The following is a 16,273-nucleotide window of genomic DNA, read 5'->3' as shown; positions in this document are numbered from 1 at the left end:
TTTTTATTCCATAATTTATTCGTATATGGAATCAATCTCCCTCGATTCAACCGACCTGCGCCTGCTCGACGCGCTGCAGCGCGATGCCTCGCACACCAACCAGCGCCTGGCCTCGGACATCGGCATCTCGCCACCGACCTGCCTGCGCCGCGTGCAGCGCCTGCGTGAACTCGGCTTGATCGAGCGCCAGGTGGCGCTGCTGTCGCCCGACCGGCTCGCCGCAGTGCTGGGCCACGGTTTGCAGGCGGTGGTCGAAATTTCGCTGGACCGGCAGGACGCGGCCTCGCTCGACGCCTTCGAAACCCGCGTGATCGCCGACGACGCGGTGCAGCAGTGCTGGCGTGTGTCGCCGGGGCCGGACTTCGTGCTGGTGGTCGCGGCGCGCGACATGCCGGACTACGGGGCGCTCACGCAGCGCCTGTTCACGGCGGATGCGAACGTGCGCAATGTGAAGGCCTTCTTCAGCCTGAAGCGGGCGAAGTTCGAGCCCCGGCTGCCGCTGGCACCCGGGGCCTGAAGGCCGTCGTCAGGCCTTGGGCTTCTTCTGCGGTCGTTTCCAGTTGGCAAAGCTCACCTGCTTGCCCCGCGCCACGGTCAGCGCGCCCGGCTCGGTCGACTTGTTGATGGTCGACCCGCCGCCGATGGTGCCGCCCGCGCCGATGGTGATGGGGGCCACCAGCACGCAGTTGCTGCCCACGTGCACGTCGTCGCCGATCACGGTGCGGTGCTTGTTGGCGCCGTCGTAGTTGGCGGTGATGCTGCCCGCGCCGTAGTTCACGCGCTCGCCCACGGTCGCGTCGCCCAGGTAGGCCAGGTGGTTGGCCTTGGCGCCAGCGGCCAGCGTCGAATTCTTCACCTCGACGAAATTGCCGATGTGCACCTCGGCACCCAGTTGCGCGCCCGGCCGCAAGCGCGCGAACGGGCCGATGAGCGCGCCAGCGCCCACGCTCACGCCGGCCTTCTCGCCTTCGATGTGGGTGAACGGGTGGATCACCGCGCCCGCTTCGATGCGCGCATTGGCAATGACGCAGTTCGCGCCGATGCGCACACCTTCGCCCAGCGACACCGCGCCTTCGAAGATGCAGTTGACGTCGATCTCCACGTCGGTGCCGCAGTCCAGCGTGCCGCGCAGGTCGAAGCGCGCCGGGTCGGCCAGGCGCACGCCCTGCGACATCAGCGCGTCGGCCTGGCGCAGTTGCCAGGCGCGCTCGAGCGCCGCGAGCTGGGCCGGGCTGTTGATGCCGGCCACCTGCAGCGCGTCGGTGGTGATGTGCGCCACCACGGGCACGCCGTCGGCGGCGGCGAACTTCACCACGTCGGTCAGGTAGTACTCGCCCTGCACGTTCTTGTTGTCCAGCCGCGCGAGCCAGCCCTTGAGCAGTCGCGCGGGCACGGCCATCACGCCGCTGTAGATCTCGCGCACGGCGCGCTGGGCTTCGCTGGCGTCCTTGTGCTCGACAACGGCGGTCACTTCGCCACCGGCGGCCGAACGGATCACGCGGCCATAGCCGCTCGGGTCGTCGAACTCGATGGTCAGCAGCGCCAGGCGGTCGCCGGCGCTGGCCGCGATGAGCGCGCGCAGGGTCTCTTCGCCGATCAGCGGCACGTCGCCCGACAGCACGACCACCGTGCCGTCGTCCGCCAGCAGCGGCGCGGCCTGCTGCACCGCATGGCCGGTGCCCAGCTGCGGCTCCTGGCGCGCAAAGCGCTGCGTGATGCCCGTCATGCCCGCCGCGAACGCGGCCATGGCGGCCTCCACCTCCGCCGCGCCGTGCCCGGTCACGAACACCACGTCGCGTGCGCCGATGCGCGCGGCGGTGCCGGCCACATGGGCCAGCAATGCACGGCCTCCCAATCGATGCAACACTTTGGGCAGCTTGCTCTTCATGCGCGTGCCCTTGCCGGCCGCCATGATGACGACGTCGACCGGCCCCTGGTTGTCTTGTTGCGGAGTCTGATTCATGTGTTTTTCTTCCCGATTTCGTTGCGCTGCAGTGGCGCGAATTATCGGCGTGCTGCTGTTGGCCGCGGCCCTGGGCGCCTGCAGCGCGATCAAGCTGGCCTACAACAACCTGCCCACGGTGAGCTACTGGTGGCTCGACGGCTATCTGGATTTCGACAGCGAGCAGACCCCGAAGGTGCGCGACGAGCTCGCGCAGTTGCTGGCCTGGCACCGCCAGAACGAGCTGCCGCGCCTGGCCGCGCTGCTGCAGGACGCGCAAGCGCTGGCACCCGGCGAAGTGACGCCCGAGCAGGTCTGCGCCATGGCCGAGCGCATCCGCGAGCGCCTGCTGGCCGTGACCGAGCGCGCCGAGCCCGCCGGCACCGAACTGGCGCTGAGCCTGACCGGCGCCCAGTTGCAGCAGCTGGAGCGCAAGTACGCCAAGAACAACGCCGACTTCCGCAAGGACTGGCTGGACCGCACCCCGGCGCAGGTGCACGAGAAGCGCTACGACCAGTTCCTGGACCGCGCCGAGGACTTCTACGGACGACTGAACCCGGAACAGCGCGACCTGCTGAAAGCGCAGGTGGCGCAGTCGGTGTTCGACCCGCGGCTGGCGGACGCCGAGCGCCGCAAGCGCCAGCAGGAGGCGCTGGTGCTGCTGCACGGCTTCGTCGCCGGCAAGCCCTCGTCGGACGAGGCGCGCGCCGCGCTGCACGGCTACATCCAACGCATCGCCGAGCCGCCGCCCGGCCCCTGGCGCGACCAGCAGCAGGCCTTGCTGGAGGAAGGCTGCCGCAACACGGCCGCGCTGCACAACGGCGCCACGGCAAGCCAGCGCGCACAGGCGGTGCGCCGGCTGCAGGCGTACCAGGACGACCTGCGCCAGCTGGTGGCGGCGCGCTGAGCCGCCCGGGGCGCCGACGTCAGATGAGAGGGGTCGGGCGCATCGGGCGCTCGAAGTAGTCGCCCAGCGTTTCGAGCGCGTGCGGCTCCAGGATGCGCAGCCAGCCCGTGTCGATCTTGTAGAGCCCCAGGCGCTGCAGCCGCCGCAGCGTCTTGTTGGTGTGCACCAGCGACAGCCCCAGCGCGTCGGCAATGTGCTGCTGGTTGAACGGAAACTCCACCCACCCGTCGCGCACCATGCCCACGCGCTCGGCGCGGCGGTACAACTGCATCAGCAGCATGGCCACGCGCTCGCTGGCGTTGCGCCGTCCGGCGGTGACGAGGTTGTCGTCCACCAGCTTTTCCTCGCGCGCGGCGAGCCAGGTGATGTCGTAGCCGAGCTTGGGTTGGGCGTGGAACAGGCCCCAGAGCCGGTCGCGCGAAAAAGCGCACAGCGTGACGTCGGTCACGGCCTCGACGCCATGCGTCTGGCCGTCGGCGAACTCGTCCTGCAGGCCGATGAAGTCGCCGGGCAGCAGAAAACTCAATATCTGCCGGCGGCCGTCGCTCAGCGTCTTGTAGCGGAAAGCCCAGCCCGAATAGAGGGTGAAGAGCAGCGGGCTGCTGCGGTGCTCGTCGATGATCGATCCACCCGCTTCGATGCGCCGGGCGCCGGCGCGAAACGACTGGATGGTCTTGAGTTCTTCCTCGGACGACGGAAGAAAAGCTTCCAGCTTGCGCAACGCGCAGTCGTCGCACGGATTCACCCCCTGGGGTGGCGGGGCAGCGGCAGGGTAGTCCTCGAACTTCACGCCCCACTATAGGCGTTTTGGCTGTGTCTTTTTACATTTCGCCGCGTCGACGGGGTACCTAGACTGCGCTCCGATTCCTCAAAGACACATGACAGAAGCATCACCGTTCTACGAAGTCCTCTACTGCAGCACGCTTGCCCAGGACCTGCCCCCGACCACCGTGGGCTCGATCGCCACCCGCGCACGCGCACGCAATGCCCAGCGCGGCATCACGGGTTTGCTGGTCTTCGACGGCATGCGCTTCTGCCAGCACCTGGAAGGCCCGCGCGAGGCGCTCGACACGCTAATGCAGCACATCGAGAAGGACCCGCGCCATACCGACATCCGGGTGGTCTACGAAGCGCCGCTGGCGGTGCGCCGCTACACCGGCTTCGGCATGGGCCTGGCCGAGAGCGAAGGCCCCGACCTCATGGCGGGCGTGCACGTGCTGGACGGCGAGGTGGCCTTGCGGCACTTCCTGGCGCTGTTGCCAAGCTTCGACATCAACGGCTGAAAGGCACCCGCCATTGGCTGAAAGAAGCTTCAAAAAGAAAAAGGCGGCCGAGGCCGCCTTTTGAGCTCCTGGAGGCCGAACAATCAGGCGTTGTCCCAGCTGTAGGTCGCGCCGTAGCCGTCCCACGCCTCCATCACGATGCGCTGGCCCGCGGCCACCGCCAGCGATTCGCCCGGTGCGAGCACCAGGTCTTCGCTGGGGTTGGCGAGCGTGGCGTCGGGCGTGATCCACACCCGGCCCTGCTTCACGCGCAACACGCTGGCCGTGCGCGCCTTCAGGCTCATCGCCTCGCCGGGCGCGATCTGCCAGGCGCCGCGGCGAACGGCCGGCGGAATGGCGGCAGTGGTGCGGGCGGCGGTGGACAGGGGCGAGAGCGATTCGGTGGTGCAGACGGCGGTGGACATGTTGAAACTCCTTGGGCTTTCCCGAAGCGCCGGCCGGTCAGACAGAGACGGGGGCAATAGCGCAGTTCGGGAATGAATGATCGTTTCCAAGGCGCCCTGAGTCCAATGAAAACGAGGTAGGCTACTGATGCGATTCCCGCATCAATGGATCAAAACGCGGATTCGCCACCCCAAGTCATACCCATGCAACATTCCCAAACCCATCTGCGCTCCCGCCCGATCTCGGCGGGCCACCTGCGCGCCTTCGAGGCCGTGGCCCGGCACCTGAACTTCCGTGCCGCCGCCGAGGAAATGGCGCTGACCCAGTCAGCCGTGAGCCGCCAGATCCAGTCGCTCGAGGAAGAGGTGGGCGTGGGGCTGTTCCTGCGCCACACGCGGGCCGTGGAGCTCACCAGCGCCGGGGCGCTGCTGCTGCTGGCGGTGCAGCAGTCGCTGCCGCGCATCGACACGGCCGTGCGCCAGATCCGCCAGAGCGCGGGCCGCCAGAGCGTGTCGCTGACCACCTTTGCGTCGTTCGCCTCGATGTGGCTCATTCCGCGGCTGGAGGCCTTCCAGCGCGACAACCCCGAGATCGACATCCGCATCGACGCCAGCGACGTGGCGGTCGACCTCGAAGTGGCCGACGTGGACATCGCGCTGCGCTACGGCCCGCGCGAGACCATGCCGCCCACCGCCGTGCGCCTGTTCGGCGAAACGCTGACGCCGGTGGCCAGCCCCTGGCTGCTGAAGAGCAACCCGCCCATCAGGACGCCCGCCGACATCACCCGCTTCACGCTGATCGAGGCCGGCGACGCCCACCGCACCCACCTGGAATGGCTGACCTGGAGGCGCTGGTTCGAGGTGAACGGGCTGGAGCGCGCACAGCCCAAGCGCTGGCTCTATTTCAACTACGCCTACCAGATGGTGCAGGCCGCGCTGACCGGCCAGGGCATCACGCTGGCGCGCAGCTCGCTGATTGCCGAGAGCCTGGCCAACGGCGACCTGGTGGAAGTGCTGCCGCAGCACCGCATGGATTCGCCGATGGCCTACTGGCTCATCGCCGGGCCGCGCAACGCGCTGCGACCCGAGATCCGGGCCTTCTGGGACTGGCTGCAACTGCAGGCCGCCACCACCCGCGAGACCATCGGCGAGGTGCCGGACCCGGACACGGTCGACGACATCGACTGACCGGCCCGCTGCAGGGCCGCATCAGCTCGGCTCAGCTCATCGGCCAGACCACGCCGTTGTCGTTGAGGATGGCGTCCAGCGGGAGGTCGTGCGCCTCGGGCTCGAAGTCTTCCAGGAAGCCGTGGGTGAACCCGAGCCCCACTGTGAACGGCCGCGGCTCCAGGGCGGCCAGCGTGCGGTCGTAGAAGCCGCCGCCGTAGCCCAGCCGATAGCCGCCCGCGCTGTAGCCCACGCAGGGCACGAACAACAATGTCGGCACGATGAGCTCGGTGTCCTTGGGCTTGGGAATGCCGTAGGCGTCTTCTTCCATCTGGCAGCCCGGGTACCAGGCATGGAAGGTCAGCGTCTTGTGAACTTTGTTGATCACCGGCAGTCCGATGCGGCGGCGCTGGCTTTCTTCCATGAGCTCGCCGTCCTCCTTCCAACGATGCAACGCAGGCAGCGGATCGAACTCGCCCTTGATCGGCCAGTAGGCGCCGATCACGGTGTCGGGCCGCCCGACCAGCCAGATCCGCATCACGCGCTGCAGCAGGTCCGCGCGTGTCAGCCGGTCCGGCATCGCCAGGCGTTGTTCGATCAATGCCTTGCGCAGTTGATCCTTCAGAAAACTCGCCGTCGCCGAGGTGTCGGCATCCTTTGACTTGTCCATAATCCCCCGATGCAGTTCCCAAGCATTTTGGCACCCCAGCGCACCAGCCACCGCGTTCACCAGCGCAGCGCAGCACCCGCACTGGTTTTTTCCGCCGTCCTGGCCTTCGCCGCGTTGCTTTCACAGCAACCCGCCGCCGCACAGAACAACACCAACGACGACGTGCTCGTCCAGATGAAGCAGGCCTTCCAGCGCGGCGACAAGGCCCGCCTGACGGGCCTGCTGCCGCAAGCACGCGGCCATGCCCTCGAACCTTGGGCCGCCTACTGGGAACTCAAGGCGCGGCTGCAGGAAGCCGCCCCCAACGAAGTGCAGGACTTCTTCGCGCGCTACCCCGGCACCTACCAGGAAGACCGCCTGCGCAACGACTGGCTGCTGCTCACGGGCCAGCGCCGCGACTGGGACAACTTCTCCGCCGCCGTGGCCGGCTTTCGCATGGGCGACGACCCGCAGGTGCGCTGCTACGCGGTGCTGGCCGACACGCTGCGCACCGGCACGGCCACGCAGGCCCAGGCCGACGAGGTGCGCCGCGACTGGCTCAGCCAGAAGGACGCCGACGACGGCTGCCTCACCGCCGCCGACCGCATGTTCGCGGCCCGCCTGCTGGCCCCCAACGACGTCTGGAAGAAGGCGCGCCTGGCCATCGAGGCCAACCGCCCGCAGGCCGCGCGCGGCGCCGTCGCCATCGCCGCGCCCGACGCGCTGCCGCTGTTCGAGGAAATGAACGCCAGCTCGGCCAAGTTCCTGACCGGCCGCGCCTTCGTGGCCGCCAAGTCGCGCAAGGAGCTGGTGGTGCTGGCGCTCGTCAAGGTCGCCATTGCCGACCCCGAGCAGGCCGCCGCGCAGCTCGACAGCAAGTGGAGCCCGATGCTCTCGGCCGAAGAGCGCAACTGGCTCTGGGGCACCATCGGCCGCGCCGCCGCGCTGAAGCTCTGGCCGCAGGCCGGCACCTACTTCGGCAACGTCACCAAGAACTCGGACCTGTCCGACGACATGCTCGGCTGGCGCGTGCGCGCCGCCCTGCGCGCCGGCCAGTGGAAAGAGGTGGCACCGGCCATCAACGCCATGAGCGACACCGCCCAGCTCGACCCCACCTGGGTCTACTGGAAGGCCCGCGCGCTCGCCACCGAGCGCAGCGAAGAGCGCCGCGCCCAGGCGCGCGAGCTCTACCAGAGCATTGCCGGCTCGCGCGGCTTCTACGAGATGCTGGCGCTCGAAGAACTGGGCCAGCGCACCGTGGCCGCCACCCGCCCCGCGCCGCTCACGCCCGAGGAAAAGGCCGCCGCGCGCGCCAACCCGGCGCTGGCACGCGGCCTCTACGCCATTGCCATCGGCCTGCGCTCCGAAGGCACGCGCGAATGGAACTACGCCACCAACCTGCACGACAAGGGCGGCATGGACGACCGCGCCCTGCTGGCAGCGGCCGACTTCGCCTGCCAGCGCGAGGTGTGGGACCGCTGCATCAACACCAGCGAGCGCACCAAGGGCGTGGTCGACGTGGAGCAGCGCTTCCCCATGCCGTTCCACGACACGGTGCTGCGCAAGGCGCAGGACATCGGCCTGGACCCGGCCTACGTGTACGGCCTGATCCGCCAGGAAAGCCGCTTCATCATGGACGCACGCTCCGGCGTCGGCGCCTCGGGCCTGATGCAGGTCATGCCCGCCACCGCGCGCTGGACGGCACGCAAGATCGGCCTGACCGACTTCACGCCCGGCCAGATCAACGACCGCGAGACCAACATCACCATCGGCACCAACTACCTGAAGCTGGCGCTCGACGACTTCGACGGTTCCATGGCGCTGGCCGCCGCCGCCTACAACGCCGGCCCCGGCCGCCCGCGCAGCTGGCGCAACGGCCCGGTCGTCGAGGCCGCCATCTGGGCCGAGAACGTGCCCTTCAACGAGACGCGCGACTACGTGAAGAAGGTGCTGGCCAACACCACCAACTACGCCGCCATCATCAGCGGCCGGCCGCAGTCGCTGAAGGAGCGCCTGGGCCGCGTGGGGCCGCGCGATGCGGCCGAGCCGGAACCGAACAAGGACCTGCCCTGAGGTCCGCCGCATGAGCGCCGCGCCGGGCCGCCCCGAGCAAGCTCGCACCGCGGTGCGAAGCACCAAGGCACGCCGATGAGCTGGCGCGACGAAGTGCTGGACACCATCGCGTCCGAGTTCTCGGACGTGACCGACGTGGCACAGCTCACGCGAATCATCCTGCGCCTGACGCTGGCCGCGGTGCTGGGCTTCGTGCTCGGCTTCGAGCGCGAGCAGCAGGGCAAGGCGGCCGGCGTGCGCACGCACATGCTGGTGGCCATCGGCTCGGCGATGTTCGTGCTGATTCCGCAGCAGACCGGCATCGTGCCGGCCGACATGAGCCGCGTGATCCAGGGGCTAGTGGCGGGCGTGGGCTTCCTGTGCGCAGGCACGATCCTCAAGCAGGGCAAGGACGAATCGCATGTGCAGGGCCTGACCACCGCGGCGGGGCTGTGGATGACCGCCGCCATCGGCATGGCCTGCGGGCTGGGCCGCGAGGCCACGGCCGTGCTCAGCGCGCTGCTGGCGCTGGCGGTGCTGTCGCTGGTGCCGCGCCTCGTGGGCCTGCTCGAACGAACATCCGGCAACGGCAATGGCAACCGTGACGAGGACGCGGCCCGGTCGACGGGCCGGGTGATCGCCTCGCCGGACGACGCGCCCCGCCGCTGAGCGCGGGCGCATCAATTCGCGCTGCGTTGGGCATCAATGCCGCCGCGGCGCACGGCTAGCATCGAAGTCTTTGTTTCACCCGCAACGGACCGGAGGCCCCTCTCATGCGCAAGCTCTACATCGGCAACAAGAATTACTCGTCGTGGTCGATGCGCCCCTGGGTGCTGATGAAGCAGGCCGGCATCGACTTCGAGGAGGTGATGGTGCGCTTCGATTCCTTCGAGGCCGATTCGACGTTCAAGAGCGTCATCGCGCCGCTCAACCCGGTGGCCAAGGTGCCGTTGCTGACCGACGGCGACCTCGTCGTGTGGGACACGCTGGCCATTGCCGAATACCTGGCCGAGACCTTCCCCGGCAAGCAGCTCTGGCCCGCCGCGGCGGCCGACCGGGCACGCGCGCGCAGCGTCTGCGCCGAAATGCATTCGGGCTTCGGCGGCCTGCGCGGGCATTGCGGCATGAACATCGAGGCCTCGCTGCCCGAGGTGGGCGCCCGGTTGCTGAAGGAACAGCCCGAGGTGGCCAGCGACCTCGCGCGCATCGTGCAGATGTGGAGCGGCCTGCTCGACGCGCACGGCGGTCCGATGCTGTTCGGCGCCTTCAGCATTGCCGACGCCTACTTCGCGCCCATCGGCACGCGCATCAAGACCTACGGACTGCCGGTGCCGCCGCAGCTCACGGCCTACATCGAGCGCGTGCAGGCGCTGCCGGGCGTGAAGGCCTGGATCGACGACGCACTGGCGGAAAAGGATTTCCTGCAGTTCGAAGAGCCTTACCGCACGGGGCGATAAGGTCTCCGAGGAGGCGCGAGGCGGGGGTCAGAACCTGTAGGTCGCCGACACGTACGTGACGATCGGGTTGAGCTTCAGGCTGGCCTCGCTGTTGGCCACGGGCAGGCCGGTGATCGAGGTGGTCGTCAGCTTGGCCTTGGTCTTCAGCGGGATGTACGACACCGAGAACGAGACGCCCCAGTGCTTGTCGAACTGGTAGGCCGCGCCCACGTTGATCACGGGGGCGAACGAACTGTCGAGCTTGGCCGTGGTGTTCACCGCGAACGGCGACTGGTGGAACTGGCTGGCCAGCGCGCCCTGCAGGCTCGAGGTCAGCTTGACGTCGCTGTACCAGACATAAGTGGCGCCCACGCCCACGAACGGACGAAAGGCCGACGTGCCTTCGTTGAAGTAGTACTTGCCCAGAATGGTCGGGCTCCACTGGCGCGCTTCGCCGAGCTGGCCGACGCGGTCGAGCGTGCCGGTGCCGTTGAGCTTGAACTTGGGCGGCACGCCGAACACGCCTTCCACCGCCCAGTGGCTGTCGAGGAAATACATGGCACTCAGGCCCAGCGTGTCGGAGTCGCTCACGCTGGCACCGGAGCCGGGCAGCACGGCCGGAATCGGGGCGGTCACTGTCAGCGGCTTGCTCGAATCCTGCGGCGACAGATGAAACCAGCCGGCACCCACGACCCAGTCACCGGCCTGTTGCGCCATCGCGCTTCCAGACGCCAACGCGCCCAGAGCCGCCAGTGCAAGCATTGTTTTCTTCATGATGTGAATTGCTCCTTTGGTTGAAAGATCCCCCTGCGGATGCGGGCCTCGGCCTGTGACTGCCGCTGAAAACCGCCGTTTTCACGAACGATTGCCCGGTCTGCGCCGAAGATTATCGAACGACCGTTCTTTTTTGTGGCTGAGGAGTATCCCTACACTGCGCCGATGAAGATTTTTCTTGTCGGCGGCGCACTGCGCGACCGCTTGCTGGGGCGCCCGGTGTCCGACCACGACTGGCTGGTGGTGGGCGCCACGCCCGAAGAAATGACGGCCCGCGGCTACCTGCCCGTGGGGCGCGACTTTCCGGTGTTCCTGCACCCGCGCACGCGCGAGGAGTACGCGCTGGCCCGCACCGAACGCAAGAGCGCGCCGGGCTACCGCGGCTTCACGGTGCATGCCGCGCCCGACGTCACGCTCGAACAAGACCTGGCCCGCCGCGACCTGACCGTCAACGCCATTGCGCTGCCGGCCGAGCTGGTGAGTGCCGACGGCCGCTTCGAGCCCACGCCCGACACGCTGGCCGACCCCTTCCACGGCCAGCGCGACCTGCACGACAAGGTGCTTCGCCACGTGACCGATGCCTTCCGCGAAGACCCGGTGCGCATCCTGCGCGTGGCGCGTTTCGCCGCCCGCTTCGACGACTTCACCGTTGCGCCCGAGACGATGGCGCTGATGCACGAGATGGTGGTGGCCGGCGAGGTCGACGCGCTGGTGCCCGAACGCGTGTGGCAGGAGCTGTCGCGCGGGCTGATGGAAACACGACCCTCGCGCATGCTCGAGGTGCTGCGCGACTGCGGCGCGCTGGCCGTGCTGCTGCCGGAGATCGACACCGGCGGGCACCTGATGGCGGTGGTGGACACCGGCGCGCGGCTGCGGGGCTCGCTGGCGGTGCGCTTCGCCTGCCTGGTGAACGACCTGGGCCGGGGCGCCGCGCCCGGCATCGCTGCGCTGCATGCGGTGTGCGACCGCTGGCGGGTGCCGGTGGAGATCCGCGAGCTGGCCGAGGTGGTGGCGCGCGAGCAGGCACACATCCACGGCAGCGACGCGCTCGACGCCACGGGGCTGGTGCGCCTGCTGGAGCGCTGCGACGCGTTCCGCAAGCCCGCGCGCTTCGCCGAGGTGCTGCTGGCCTGCGAGTGCGATGCGCACGGCCGGCTCGGCGCAGCTCCCACCGCACTCAGCGCATGCACGCAGCGCCCTCGGCTGTTGGCCGTGCTGGCAACGGCTGCAGCCGTACCCACCGACGTGGTGGCGCGCGCGGCCCAGCAGGCCGGCGCCACCGGGCCGAAGATCGGCGAGGCGATTCACCGGGCGCGCGTGGAAGCCGTGGCTGCGTCGCTGGCCTGAGGCCTTCGGTCTTGCTCCTTCCCCCCTCCCGGGGGAAGGCTGGGATGGGGGCAGGCCTTCGATCAGGCGCCGCGTTCACGCCAGCGCCGCCATGCCCCCACCCCTCCCCTTCCCCGGAAGGGGAGGGAGCCATCCATACCCGCCCAAGCGCAGCTTCCGGTTTTGACCGACATGCGCCGCCGACGACGCGTGTTATGGTTTTTCCCCAATGCCAAAGTCCTCCAGCAACTCGCAGTTGCCTCCTCCGTTGGGCCGTGATGCAGCCCTCTTTCTCGACTTCGACGGAACGCTCGTCGGGCTTGCGCCCACGCCCGAAGCCATCGAGATTCCCCCTGCCCTCGTCTCCCTTCTCAGTGACCTGAGCGACCAGCTCGGCGGCGCGCTCGCCGTGGTGTCGGGCCGCCAGATCGACTCCATCGACCGCTTCCTTGCGCCGCTGCGCCTGCCCGCCGCCGGCGAGCACGGCGTGCAGCGCCGCGACGCCAAGGGCCACACGCAGGAACAGCGCGCGCCCGACCTCGTGCCCATCCTCGAAGTGGCCAACGAACTCGCGCGCGTGCACGAAGGCCTGCTGGTGGAGCGCAAGCACGCCGCCATCGCGCTGCACTACCGGCTTGCACCGCAGCTGGAGGCGGTGTGCCGCGACGCCATGTCGCGCGCCATCGCCCACGACCCGCAGTTCGAACTGATGCACGGCAAGTTCGTGTTCGAGATCAAGCCCGCGGGCATCAACAAGGGCATCGCCATCGATGCCTTCATGACCGAAGCGCCGTTTGCCGGCCGCACCCCCGTCTTCCTCGGCGACGACACCACCGACGAAAGCGGCTTTGCCGTGGTGCAGCCGCGCGGCGGCATCGCCGTGAAGGTGGGTTCCGGGCCGAGCCTGGCGCTGCACCGCCTCGAGTCGCCGCGCGCCGTGTACGAATGGCTGGTGCAGGCGCGCGACCAGCTGGCCGGGCCGAAGACACCCAAGGCAGCGCAGGCAGCGCCAATACCGCCCACAGCGCCCACAGAATCACCGAGGAGCCCCGAATGAGCGAAGAACAACTGGCGACGCCCGCGCCGGAGCACGCAACGGTCGACGCACTGCTCCACGACGAAGCCGCCGCCGCCCGTACGCGCGGCTTCGCGCCGCCTGCCGAGCCCTCGCTCAATGTCGGCGTGATCGGCAACTGCGCCTACAGCGCGCTCATCGACGGGCGCGGGCGCGCCGTGTGGTGCTGCCTGCCCCGCTTCGACGGTGACCCGATCTTCAACGCCCTGCTGCACCCGGGTGAAGAAGCCGGCGCCTGGGCCATCGAGATCGAGGACTTCGCAGAAGCGAAGCAGTGGTACGAGCCGAACACCGCCGTGCTGCGCACGCAGCTGTTCGACAGCGCGGGCCAGGGCATCGAGATCACCGACTTCGCGCCGCGCTTCTACAGCCGCTCGCGCTACTTCCGCCCGCTGATGATGGTGCGCCGCGTGCGCCCCATTGCCGGCGCGCCGCGCATCCGCGTGTCGCTGGACCCGCGCTTCCAGTGGGGCGCCACGGCGCCGGTGGAGGTGACGCGCGGCAGCAACCACATCCGCTACGTCGGGCCCGACGTCACGCTGCGGCTGAACACCGACGCATCCATTTCGCACATCCTCTCGCGCCAGCCCTTCGTGATCTCGCGCGAGTACAACTTCATGTTCGGCGTAGACGAGACGCTGAGCGACGGCATTGCCGACACCGCGCGCAAGTTCGAGCAGGAGACCATCGCCTACTGGCGCACCTGGACCAAGCGCCTGGCGATTCCCTTCGAGTACCAGGAAGCGGTGATCCGCGCGGCCATCACGCTGAAGCTCTCGCTGTACGAGGACACCGGCGCCATCGTCGCGGCCATGACCACCAGCATCCCCGAGGCGCCGGGCAGCCAGCGCAACTGGGACTACCGCTACTGCTGGCTGCGCGACGCCTTCTTCGTGGTGCGCGCGCTCAATTCGCTGAGCGAAGTGGGCACCATGGAAGACTACCTGCGCTGGCTGGGCAACGTGGTGATCGGCTCGCATGGCGAGCACATCCAGCCGCTTTACGGCATTGGCCTGGAGCGCGAGCTGCCCGAATCCTTCGTCGAAGGGCTGCCGGGCTACCGCGGCATGGGCCCGGTGCGCGTGGGCAACCAGGCGCAGGAACACTTCCAGCACGACGTGTACGGCAACATCGTGCTCGGCGCGGCGCAGGCCTTCCACGACCACCGGCTGCTCAGCCGCGCGGGCGTGGCGGAGTTTCCGCACCTGGAAGCGGTGGGCGAGCAGGCGGTGCGCGTGTACGGCACGCCCGACGCCGGCATGTGGGAGCTGCGCACCCGCGCCCGCGTGCACACCAGCTCGGCGCTGATGAGCTGGGCCGCCTGCGACCGGCTCGCCAAGATCGCGCATGCGCTGGCGCTGCCCGATCGCGCCGCCTACTGGAGCGGCCATGCAGCGCGCATGAGGGAAGAAATCCTCGAGAAGTCGTGGTGCGAGGAGCGCCAGGCCTTTGCCGAGAGCTTCGGCGGGCACGAGCTGGACGCGAGCATCCTGCTGATGGTCGAGGTGGGCCTGATCGACGCGCGCGACCCGCGCTTCATCTCCACCGTCGACGCCATGGAAAAGTCGCTGTGCGACGGCCCCTACATGCGCCGCTACGAGGCCGCGGACGACTTCGGCAAGCCCGAGACCGCCTTCAACATCTGCACCTTCTGGCGCATCGACGCGCTCGCCAAGATCGGCCGCAAGGCCGAGGCGCGGCAGATCTTCGAGACCATGCTCGCGGCGCGCAACCCGCTGGGGCTGCTGTCGGAAGACACGCACCCGGTCACGGGCGAGATGTGGGGCAACTTTCCGCAGACCTATTCGATGGTCGGCATCATCAACGCGGCCGTGCGCCTGTCCGCCCCTTGGGATTCGTGCATATGAGCCGCCTCGTCGTCATTTCCAACCGCGTGGCCGACCCACGCAAGCCCGCGGCCGGCGGCCTGGCCGTGGCGCTGGGTGAAAGCCTGCAGCAAAGCGGCGGACTGTGGTTCGGCTGGAGCGGCCAGATCGTCGAGGGCGGCCCGACCGGCGAAGGCGAACTGCACAAGCACCAGGCCGGCAAGGTCACGCTGGCCACCATCGACCTGAGCCGCGAGGACCACGACAGCTACTACCTGGGCTACAGCAACGACGTGCTGTGGCCGGTGTTCCACAACCGCCTGGACCTGGCGCATTTCGAGGCCGGCTTCATCGGCGGCTACCGGCGCGTGAACCAGCTGTTCGCGCGCAAGCTGCTGCCGATGCTGAAGGACGACGACATCATCTGGATCCACGACTACCACCTGATGCCGCTGGCGGCCGAGCTGCGTGCCATGGGCTGCAAGCAGCGCATCGGCTTCTTCCTGCACATTCCGCTGCCGCCGCAGATCATCATCGCGGCCATTCCGCAGCACGAGTGGCTGATGCGCTCGCTGTTCGCCTACGACCTGATCGGCTTCCAGGCCCAGCAGGACGTGCAGCACTTCGAGCACTACGTGCGCAACGAGGCGCACGGCGAGTACCTGGGCAACGACATGTACCGCGCCTACGGGCAGACGGTGCGCTGCAGCGCCTTCCCGATCGGCATCGACGTGGACGAGTTCTCGGCGCTCACCCATGCCAAGGAAGCGCGCGACATGTACGAAACCATGAAGCGCGAGTATTCGAGCCGGCGCCTTCTGCTGGGCATCGACCGGCTCGACTACTCCAAGGGCATCCCGCAGCGCGTGCGCGCGTTCCGTGAGCTGCTTGCGAACTACCCCGAGAACCGGCGCAGCGCCACGCTGATCCAGATCGCCTCGCCCACGCGCGAGACGGTCGATGCGTACGGCGACATCCGGCGCGAGCTGGAGTCGCTGTGCGGCGCCATCAACGGCGACTACGGCGAGCTCGACTGGATGCCGGTGCGCTACATCCACCGCATGGTCGCGCGCAAGCGGGTGCCGGGGCTGTGCCGCGCGGCGGCCGTGGGGCTGGTGACGCCGCTGCGCGACGGCATGAACCTGGTGGCCAAGGAATACATCGCCGCGCAGGACCCGGCGGACCCGGGCGTGCTGGTGCTGTCACGCTTTGCCGGTGCGGCGGAGCAGCTGAAAGAAGCGCTGCTGGTGAACCCGTACGACACGCACGGCACGGCCGAGACGGTGCAGCAGGCGCTGCACATGCCGCTGGAAGAACGGCGCGAGCGGCACCAGAAACTGCTGTCGCGCATTCGCGAGCAGGACATCCATTGGTGGCGGCGCAGCTTCCTGGATGCGCTGCGCGAGGCCGCCAGCGAGCGCTGAGTTTCTTCGGGCCGAGCGCGCTGTTGTTC

Annotated in this window: 16 protein-coding genes; 11 read left to right on the top strand and 5 right to left on the bottom strand. The window is 68.7% G+C overall.

Features of this window, described 5'->3' with window-relative positions:
- Positions 1-25: 25 nt before the first annotated feature.
- Positions 26-517 (top strand): Lrp/AsnC family transcriptional regulator, encoded by a 492-nt coding sequence (locus ACSFBM_RS00390; RefSeq protein WP_435482629.1) that lies wholly within the window; start codon positions 26-28, stop codon positions 515-517.
- A 9-nt stretch (positions 518-526) separates the two neighbouring features.
- Here ACSFBM_RS00390 and glmU read toward each other — a convergent pair whose 3' ends face one another.
- Positions 527-1,963 carry a bifunctional UDP-N-acetylglucosamine diphosphorylase/glucosamine-1-phosphate N-acetyltransferase GlmU gene (gene glmU / locus ACSFBM_RS00385; RefSeq protein WP_435482628.1) on the bottom strand — a complete coding sequence of 479 codons (1,437 nt, stop codon included), beginning with the start codon at positions 1,961-1,963 and terminating at the stop codon, positions 527-529.
- A gap of 31 nt (positions 1,964-1,994) precedes the next feature.
- On the opposite strand from glmU, the gene ACSFBM_RS00380 reads away from it, so the two are divergent.
- A complete protein-coding gene (locus tag ACSFBM_RS00380) occupies positions 1,995-2,849 on the top strand; it encodes a DUF6279 family lipoprotein (RefSeq protein WP_435482627.1) in 855 nt (284 codons plus the stop codon).
- 19 nt (positions 2,850-2,868) lie between these two features.
- Here the strand turns inward: ACSFBM_RS00380 and ACSFBM_RS00375 are convergent, their stop codons facing one another.
- Positions 2,869-3,594, bottom strand: a complete 726-nt coding sequence (locus ACSFBM_RS00375; protein ID WP_435482626.1) for a Crp/Fnr family transcriptional regulator — start codon at positions 3,592-3,594, stop codon at positions 2,869-2,871.
- Positions 3,595-3,727: 133 nt separating this feature from the next.
- Here ACSFBM_RS00375 and ACSFBM_RS00370 point away from each other — a divergent pair, with 133 nt between their 5' ends.
- A complete protein-coding gene (locus ACSFBM_RS00370) occupies positions 3,728-4,132 on the top strand; it encodes a BLUF domain-containing protein (RefSeq protein WP_435482625.1) in 405 nt (134 codons plus the stop codon).
- An 83-nt stretch (positions 4,133-4,215) separates the two neighbouring features.
- On the opposite strand, the gene ACSFBM_RS00365 is transcribed toward ACSFBM_RS00370, so the two are convergent.
- Positions 4,216-4,536 carry a DUF2917 domain-containing protein gene (locus tag ACSFBM_RS00365; RefSeq protein ID WP_435482624.1) on the bottom strand — a complete coding sequence of 107 codons (321 nt, stop codon included), beginning with the start codon at positions 4,534-4,536 and terminating at the stop codon, positions 4,216-4,218.
- A gap of 183 nt (positions 4,537-4,719) precedes the next feature.
- Between ACSFBM_RS00365 and ACSFBM_RS00360 the strand changes: the two genes are divergently transcribed.
- The gene (locus ACSFBM_RS00360) at positions 4,720-5,703 is read left to right on the top strand and encodes a LysR substrate-binding domain-containing protein (RefSeq protein ID WP_435482623.1); all 984 of its coding nucleotides are present in this window, start codon (positions 4,720-4,722) and stop codon (positions 5,701-5,703) included.
- Between the two features lie 31 nt (positions 5,704-5,734).
- On the opposite strand, the gene ACSFBM_RS00355 is transcribed toward ACSFBM_RS00360, so the two are convergent.
- On the bottom strand, positions 5,735-6,352 hold the full coding sequence (locus tag ACSFBM_RS00355; RefSeq protein ID WP_435441327.1) for a 5-formyltetrahydrofolate cyclo-ligase: 618 nt from the start codon (positions 6,350-6,352) through the stop codon (positions 5,735-5,737).
- A 9-nt stretch (positions 6,353-6,361) separates the two neighbouring features.
- On the opposite strand from ACSFBM_RS00355, the gene ACSFBM_RS00350 reads away from it, so the two are divergent.
- The 3 genes from ACSFBM_RS00350 to ACSFBM_RS00340 all read left to right on the top strand — a co-directional run bounded on the left by ACSFBM_RS00350 (position 6,362) and on the right by ACSFBM_RS00340 (position 9,840).
- Positions 6,362-8,404 carry a lytic transglycosylase domain-containing protein gene (locus ACSFBM_RS00350; RefSeq protein WP_435482622.1) on the top strand — a complete coding sequence of 681 codons (2,043 nt, stop codon included), beginning with the start codon at positions 6,362-6,364 and terminating at the stop codon, positions 8,402-8,404.
- A 75-nt stretch (positions 8,405-8,479) separates the two neighbouring features.
- Positions 8,480-9,052 (top strand): MgtC/SapB family protein, encoded by a 573-nt coding sequence (locus tag ACSFBM_RS00345; protein ID WP_435482621.1) that lies wholly within the window; start codon positions 8,480-8,482, stop codon positions 9,050-9,052.
- Between the two features lie 104 nt (positions 9,053-9,156).
- Complete coding sequence (locus ACSFBM_RS00340; RefSeq protein WP_435441324.1) at positions 9,157-9,840, top strand: glutathione S-transferase family protein; 684 nt, start codon at positions 9,157-9,159, stop codon at positions 9,838-9,840.
- Positions 9,841-9,867: 27 nt separating this feature from the next.
- Here ACSFBM_RS00340 and ACSFBM_RS00335 read toward each other — a convergent pair whose 3' ends face one another.
- Positions 9,868-10,593, bottom strand: a complete 726-nt coding sequence (locus ACSFBM_RS00335; RefSeq protein WP_435482620.1) for an OmpW/AlkL family protein — start codon at positions 10,591-10,593, stop codon at positions 9,868-9,870.
- A gap of 165 nt (positions 10,594-10,758) precedes the next feature.
- Between ACSFBM_RS00335 and ACSFBM_RS00330 the strand changes: the two genes are divergently transcribed.
- From ACSFBM_RS00330 to otsA, 4 genes are all read left to right on the top strand, one after another.
- Positions 10,759-11,940: a multifunctional CCA addition/repair protein gene (locus ACSFBM_RS00330; protein WP_435482619.1), complete on the top strand. Its 1,182-nt coding sequence runs from the start codon at positions 10,759-10,761 to the stop codon at positions 11,938-11,940.
- Between the two features lie 208 nt (positions 11,941-12,148).
- Positions 12,149-12,976: a trehalose-phosphatase gene (gene otsB, locus ACSFBM_RS00325; RefSeq protein ID WP_435482618.1), complete on the top strand. Its 828-nt coding sequence runs from the start codon at positions 12,149-12,151 to the stop codon at positions 12,974-12,976.
- Positions 12,973-14,862: a glycoside hydrolase family 15 protein gene (locus ACSFBM_RS00320; protein WP_435482617.1), complete on the top strand. Its 1,890-nt coding sequence runs from the start codon at positions 12,973-12,975 to the stop codon at positions 14,860-14,862. Before otsB ends, ACSFBM_RS00320 begins: the two co-directional genes overlap by 4 nt.
- The gene (gene otsA, locus ACSFBM_RS00315) at positions 14,859-16,244 is read left to right on the top strand and encodes an alpha,alpha-trehalose-phosphate synthase (UDP-forming) (RefSeq protein WP_435482616.1); all 1,386 of its coding nucleotides are present in this window, start codon (positions 14,859-14,861) and stop codon (positions 16,242-16,244) included. The genes ACSFBM_RS00320 and otsA overlap by 4 nt, the downstream gene beginning before the upstream one ends.
- Positions 16,245-16,273 lie beyond the last annotated feature (29 nt).

This window comes from Variovorax pasteuri (genome assembly GCF_051216435.1).
Taxonomy (GTDB): domain Bacteria; phylum Pseudomonadota; class Gammaproteobacteria; order Burkholderiales; family Burkholderiaceae_C; genus Variovorax.
The sequence above is the reverse complement of the archived record's forward strand: the minus strand, read 5'-3'. Positions and strand labels throughout refer to the sequence as shown.